The sequence below is a fragment of the Pseudaminobacter salicylatoxidans genome, assembly GCF_003148475.1.
Lineage (GTDB): Bacteria > Pseudomonadota > Alphaproteobacteria > Rhizobiales > Rhizobiaceae > Pseudaminobacter > Pseudaminobacter salicylatoxidans.
Genome location: NZ_QGGG01000028.1, coordinates 22,949 through 29,161, shown reverse-complemented (window position 1 = coordinate 29,161; position 6,213 = coordinate 22,949). Strand labels below are relative to the sequence as shown.

Genomic DNA, 6,213 nt, shown 5'->3' with positions numbered 1-6,213 from the left:
AGTCGGGCTACGCCCTCCCGCCGTTCCCCGCTTGCGGCGCCAAGTGGCCTACTTTTGCGCCGCCCAACGGCCTGGTTTTGCTCCGCCGTTGACACATAAAGCCGGATCCGATATTCCTGAGGCCGGGGGACGTGATGACGATGGCAGGGAGTGGGCTTGGCCGCCAGTCCCACGAGTTTCAAACCGCTTGAAAGGAAACCCCATGAAAAAGACGCGCGTGCTGACCGCCCAGGTGAGCGAGCCCAAGCCGAAGACCTGGTCGAACTGTCTGGTCAGCGGCGACCTGTTCTTCGTCTCCGGCCTGACGGCTCGGGAGAACGATCTGGTCAGCATCAAGGGCGACAATGCCTACGACCAGAGCAAGTTCATCTTCTCGAAGATCCGCGCCTATGTGGAAGCCGCCGGCGCCCGGATGGACGATATTCTGAAGATGACGATATTCGTCACCGACATGGCGCACAACAAGGAAGTCTGGCAGGCACGCGCCGAGGAGTTCAGCGGCGATTTTCCGGCCTGCTCGCTGGTCGAAGTCGCAGCGCTGGCGCAGCCGGAGATTCTTGTCGAGATCGAGGCGATGGGCCGTATCGGCTGCTCGACCGCAGCCTGACAGAAAGGCTCCGGACATCACCGATAGGGTGGTGTCCGGAGCCGATAAGGCGCGTAGTATCCTGCGAAACGCCCGGTCTTCCATTGGGAAGGCCGGGCGTTTCGTTTCACATCAAAGTTCAGAGATGACTGCCTGAACCTGTTGGGCCACCTGCAGAAGCAATTTTTCTTCCCCAAACGCCGCGGCGAGCTGGAGCCCCATCGGAAGTCCGGAACTGTTGAAGCCGCAGGGCAGGGTGATCGCCGGAAGTCCCGACTGGTTGAAGGGGGTCGTGAACCGCGTCAGGGCAGGGTGCATCGGCCGGACTTTGCCGTTGATGACGACGAATTCGTCTTCGATGCGAGGCGCCACGGTCGCGACCGTGGGCGTGATCAGAACATGGACGTCCTTGAGCACGGCCTGGAGGTTCTCGCGCTGCATGGTGCGCAATTGCTGCGCCTTGACATAGTCCACGCTCGACAGGAACTGCCCGACTTCCAGCCGTACGCGAACGTCTTCTCCCAGAACCTCCGGTGCCTTCTCGACCGCCTCCCAATAGACCTGGGCAGCTTCCGCTGTCACCGTCTGGATATGGATCGGCAGGCAGTTCTCGATGGCAGGAACCGTGACGGGATTGATGCTGTGGCCCTTCAGCGCCAGTCTTTCGATAACCTGGTCGATGCGGGCTAGGATTTCATCGTCGACCTCGTCGTAGAAATAATGAGACGGCTTGCCGAAGCGAATGCCGGAAATCGCGGCATCAGCCGAAGGGCAGACGGCGGACGGATCGATGTCCGCCATCACAGCGTAGAGAAGCGCCGCATCTTCGACGGTTTGCCCGATCGGCCCCAGATGGTCCAGCGACCACGCCAGCGGCAGGACGCCGCCGCGCTCGATGCGATCATAGGAAGGCTTCAGCCCGACCACGCCGCAGAAGGTGGAGGGGATGCGGATGGAACCCGATGTGTCGCTCCCCACTGCGACCGGCGTAAGGCCGGCGGCAATGGATGCGGCTGCGCCCGAGCTTGAACCTCCGACCAGATGGTGAGGGCTGTGCGGGTTTCCGACGCGACCGAAATGCGGGTTAATGCCGGTCGCGCCATAGGCAAGCTCGTGCAGGTTGGTCATGCCGGCCATGACGGCGCCGGCTTTGCGGACGTTGGCAACGACTGGCGCGTCGTCGTGGTCGGTGCTCGCCGGCAGTGCGCGCGTGCCGCCGGTGCGCGGATAGCCTTTCACGAACATGAAGTCCTTGATCGGAACCGGCACGCCCGCCAGAGGGCCGACCTCCTCTCCCTTCGCGATGTGCGTGTCGATGGAGCGTGCCTCCTCGCGCATGAGGTCGCCGTCGAATGACGTGAACAGGTTGAGGCTTGTTACGGCCTCCGCCCTGGTGATGTATTCCTCGGCAACTTCCAGCGCGCTCACTTCCCCGGAACGGACTTTGGCAGCCAGAGCGCCGGCATTGCTCGCCGTGTACGATCCCGAGCCGGTGACGGTTTCCGTCTTGAGCGGAAGGCGCGGCGCAGTCAGCTGAGGCTCATGCGTTGTCAGCGGAATTGCCATGAAATTGCGCAGCTCTTCCTCGTTGACGCGCAATCTGGCTTCCCAGCGTGGCAAACGCTCTTCGATCCGTGTCTCACGATAGGCCGAAACCGCATCGATCATCGTCGGCATGGTCTCTTTTTTCCACGACATGTCATTCTCCCGGGAAATGATTGATCTTATTTGGATCGAAGGCGCGACTACCCCCTGCCTTGCAGGAAGTTCATCACGTGAGTGTTGTACGCGTCGCTTGCGGTCTGGGGACAGAAATGCCCCCCTTCCGGCAGCTTCACCATCCGGGCGCCCTGGATGCCTTCGGCGAGTTCGTCCCAAAGATGGTGCGGGGTGACTGCATCGTCGATCGCCCCGATCAGCAGCGTATCGACATCGATCCGAGCGAGCTGGTTCCGGGAATCGAAATCCAGCAAAGCCTGAATGCGCGACGCGATAGTCGGTGCGTCACCGCTTTCATTGTTGCCGGATGGCTGCAGAAATTCGGGGTTCTTGCCGAGGAATGAGGGCGGATAGCGCACGATGCGGCCGAACTGTTCGTAGGCGTGCATTCCGATCTTTTCGAGAATTTGCAGGCGCGTCCCAAAAAGCGTGCGGAAATAGTCGTCGCCATAAGCCCATGTAGCGCTGAGGACCAGCTTGCGCAGGTCGTATTTCTGGCGAATGGCCAGTGCCTGCGCAATTGCGCCGCCGGTCGAGTGGCCAATAATCTGAATGTCGCTGAGATCGAGCTGCGTGATCAGGGCCTCGACATCGTCCGCCATGAGATCGACCGAGAACCTTTCCGTTTCGGCCATACTGCGCCCCGTGCCGCGGTGATCGTGAATGATGACGCGGAAATGGTTCTGGAAGAACTCGACCTGCTTTTTCCAGAAGCTTCCCACCCCACCAAGACCCGGGATGAGCAGGAGAGGCGAGCCCTGTCCGGCTTCCTCATAATACAGCTGCCCATTCCTGATGTTTACAAACGGCACCAGACTACTCCTGTCAGAAATATTGAATTTCGAAATATGCGGGTCCCCGGAGGTCGAGCCGGCGAACGCCCGAACCTGCGGCCCATTGCGAAGGGGAGTTTCCCCTTCGCCTGGCGGCGGATGCCGCGATTACTTCATGAGATTTGGAAGGAACATCACCAACGCAGGGAAGGCGCACACCAGGACGATGCGAAGAATGTCCGCGAGGATGAAGGGGGTGACGCCTTTGTAGATTTCCCAGATGTCGGTCTGGCGTGACAATCCTTTGATCACGAACACGTTCAACCCGAATGGCGGACTGATCATGCCGATCTCGACGGTCATGGTGACGACGACACCGAACCAGATCGGATCGAAGCCAAGCTGGGTGATGATCGGATAAACGATCGGAACCGTGATGAGCACCACGGCTGTCGCATCCATGATGCAGCCGAGCAGGAGCATGACGAGCAGGATGACCGCCAATGTACCATAGGCGCCGAGGTTTGCTTCCATCAGCAAGGTGGAGATCTTCTGCGGCGTCTGCGTGATCGTGAGGAAATAGCCGAACAGCAGGGCTCCCGCCAGAATGGTGATGATCGCCGCGCCGGTGTGAACGCTCTCGATCAACGCCTCTACAAGCCGCTTGCCGGAGAAGCTTCCCATCGTAAAGCTGATGACGATTGCGCCGGCTGCGCCGATGGCACCTGCTTCGGTCGGCGTGAACAGCCCGCCATAGATGCCGCCGATCACCAGGATGATGAGAAGCAGCATGGGTGACAGTTTGCTGAGGGAGGAAACGCGTTCGCGCATCGGTGTCGGTTGGCCCGTCGGTGCGTCCTGCGGCCGCCTCCAGATCCAGATCCGAACCGTCAACATGTAAAAAAGGACGGCGAAGAGACCAGGAACGATCGCCGCCATGAAAAGCAGGCCGATGCTCTGCTGTGTGATGAGACCGTAGATCGCCAGAGCGATCGAGGGCGGAATAAGGATGCCCAGCGTGCCGCCAGCGGCGATAACACCGGTAGCGAGTCTGTCGGAATAGCCGTAGCCGCGCATTTCCGGCAGGCCGATGCGCGTCATCGTTGCGGCCGTGGCGGCAGACGAGCCGCAGATTGCCGCAAAGCCGCCGCAGGCCGCGATGGTCGCGGTGGCCAGCCCGCCCCGGAAGCCGCCGAACCATGCCTGTGCGGCACGGAACATGCTGGCGCTGATGCCGGAAGCGACGACGACGGCCCCCATCAGGACGAACAGCGGAATGAGCCCCATCGTATAGTCGGAGAACGTCGTGATTACCGAATGGGACACAAGTTTGAATGCCGGCGTAAATCCAGTCAAAAGACCAAATCCGACCATTCCGGCTGCCCCCATGGCCAGGCCGATGGGGACGCGCAAGGCACACAGGAACAACATCAGCCCGAAGCCGATGCAAATAACGAGATTGGTATCCATGTTGGAAGACTTTCCGGAAAATCGGTGACGATGCTGGCCGGATCACCAAGGCGATGTCAGGTGCGTCCGGCCACCTCGGCCGTCGCATAGGGATCGGAAACGGATTCGGTGCGCGCGGGCGAAACGACCTGCTTCAACAGCACGAGGACGGCTGCAAGAATGCCCAGCCAGGCAGCCGCCTGGAATCCCCAAATGGGGATTCCAAAGTCGAGCGTCTGCAAATGCGCGCGCATCGTATCCTGCACCTTGATGAAAAGGGCCGCGCAATAGCCGCTCATGATCAGAAACGAGATGAGCGCACCGATACGGCTAACCACATTTTTCACCTTGTCGCTCAGGCGTCCCCAAAACACATCGAGGTAGATGTGGCTTTCGTTCCGGAAGGCACCGGCAACGCCCCAACAAACAACTATACCCAACAGCAGCCGCGTCAGTTCATAGTCATCCGGCAGCGGCATGTTGATTGCGAAGCGGCTCATCACCGAAAGCGCGGTCAAAAGGACCATGCACATCAAGAGAAGCGCAGGGACCAGATCAAGCGCGGATCGCAGAATACGCATGGCGTAACCTTTCCCGGATCAGTAGCTCGCGTTGTAGCTGTCCAGCTTCGACTTCAGCTCGTCGAAGATCCTGGCGCCGTCAGCGCCGGTCGCGGCCACTTCCTTTTCCCAGGCTGCGCGCACGTTTGCGGACATCGCCTTCCACAGTTCCAGATGCTCCGGGGAGAGCGACACGATCTCGTGTCCTTCCTTGTTCTTGAGGATCTCGCGGCCCTCATCTTCATATTCCGTCCATGCCCTGGGCATGTGTTCGGAAGCGTCGGCACCGCAATTCTGGTCGATCGCAGCCTTCTGCTTGTCCGAAAGGGCATCGTAAGAAGACTTGTTAATCAGCAGCGCCGTCGCCAGCGAATAGAGCTTGGCGTCCATGTGGTACTTCAACACACGGTCGGCACCGAGCGAAGTCGTCAGCTTCCACGGGAAGGAAACCGCATCCACCACGCCGCGCTCGACAGCCTCGGCGGCATCGTTCGCGGACATCTGGATCGGGGCGCCGCCTGCCAGGCGATAGAGCTCAGCCGCCATCTTGTTGGGCGAGCGGATCTTCATGCCCTGCAGGTCTTCGGGCACTTCAACCTTCTTGCGCGAATGGATGCTGCCACCTCCATCGTAGAACATGGCGCAGACCTTCACGTCCGGCATCTCGGTGTCCATGTAGGATGAGTACCACTCATAAAGAGCGCGCGATCCCTTGTCGTTGTCGGAGACGAGGAAGGGGATTTCCGCGCCGGAAACAATCGGGAAACGGCCCGGCTCTATGCCGACGAGATAGAAGGCGATATCGACAATGCCGTCGCGCGCCATGTTGTAGTGATCCTTGGCGGCGCCGAGCTGCTGTGCCGGATAGATATCGATCTTGATCGAATCTCCGGACGCCTCGGAAACGGCCTTCGCCCAAGGCTCCATGACGCCGTAGTGGAGTGCATTGTTTGTCGGAAGGTTATGCGACAGGCGCAGCGTAACGTTGCTGTCCTGGGCCTGCGCCACTCCAAAACCTGCGCAGCCGGCAATCATCGCGCCAATTGCAGCACCCGTAATTCTCAACTTGAAAGCCACGCCGTGTCCTCCCTGCTTTCTCGAGTATGAGTTTCTTTAAACGGAACTA

The 6,213-nt window shown here is 60.0% G+C and carries 6 protein-coding genes; 1 reads left to right on the top strand and 5 read right to left on the bottom strand.

Features of this window, described 5'->3' with window-relative positions:
- Positions 1-202: 202 nt before the first annotated feature.
- Positions 203-607 (top strand): RidA family protein, encoded by a 405-nt coding sequence (locus C7441_RS23210; protein WP_019170263.1) that lies wholly within the window; start codon positions 203-205, stop codon positions 605-607.
- A gap of 111 nt (positions 608-718) precedes the next feature.
- Here C7441_RS23210 and C7441_RS23205 read toward each other — a convergent pair whose 3' ends face one another.
- The 5 genes from C7441_RS23205 to C7441_RS23185 form a co-directional block, all read right to left on the bottom strand.
- On the bottom strand, positions 719-2,284 hold the full coding sequence (locus tag C7441_RS23205) for an amidase (RefSeq protein ID WP_244916241.1): 1,566 nt from the start codon (positions 2,282-2,284) through the stop codon (positions 719-721).
- A 47-nt stretch (positions 2,285-2,331) separates the two neighbouring features.
- Complete coding sequence (locus tag C7441_RS23200) at positions 2,332-3,027, bottom strand: alpha/beta fold hydrolase (protein WP_244916243.1); 696 nt, start codon at positions 3,025-3,027, stop codon at positions 2,332-2,334.
- 219 nt (positions 3,028-3,246) lie between these two features.
- On the bottom strand, positions 3,247-4,548 hold the full coding sequence (locus C7441_RS23195) for a TRAP transporter large permease (protein ID WP_109614906.1): 1,302 nt from the start codon (positions 4,546-4,548) through the stop codon (positions 3,247-3,249).
- A 56-nt stretch (positions 4,549-4,604) separates the two neighbouring features.
- Positions 4,605-5,108, bottom strand: a complete 504-nt coding sequence (locus C7441_RS23190) for a TRAP transporter small permease (protein WP_109614905.1) — start codon at positions 5,106-5,108, stop codon at positions 4,605-4,607.
- Positions 5,109-5,126: 18 nt separating this feature from the next.
- Positions 5,127-6,164: a TRAP transporter substrate-binding protein gene (locus C7441_RS23185; protein WP_244916240.1), complete on the bottom strand. Its 1,038-nt coding sequence runs from the start codon at positions 6,162-6,164 to the stop codon at positions 5,127-5,129.
- Between the last annotated feature and the right edge of the window lie 49 nt (positions 6,165-6,213).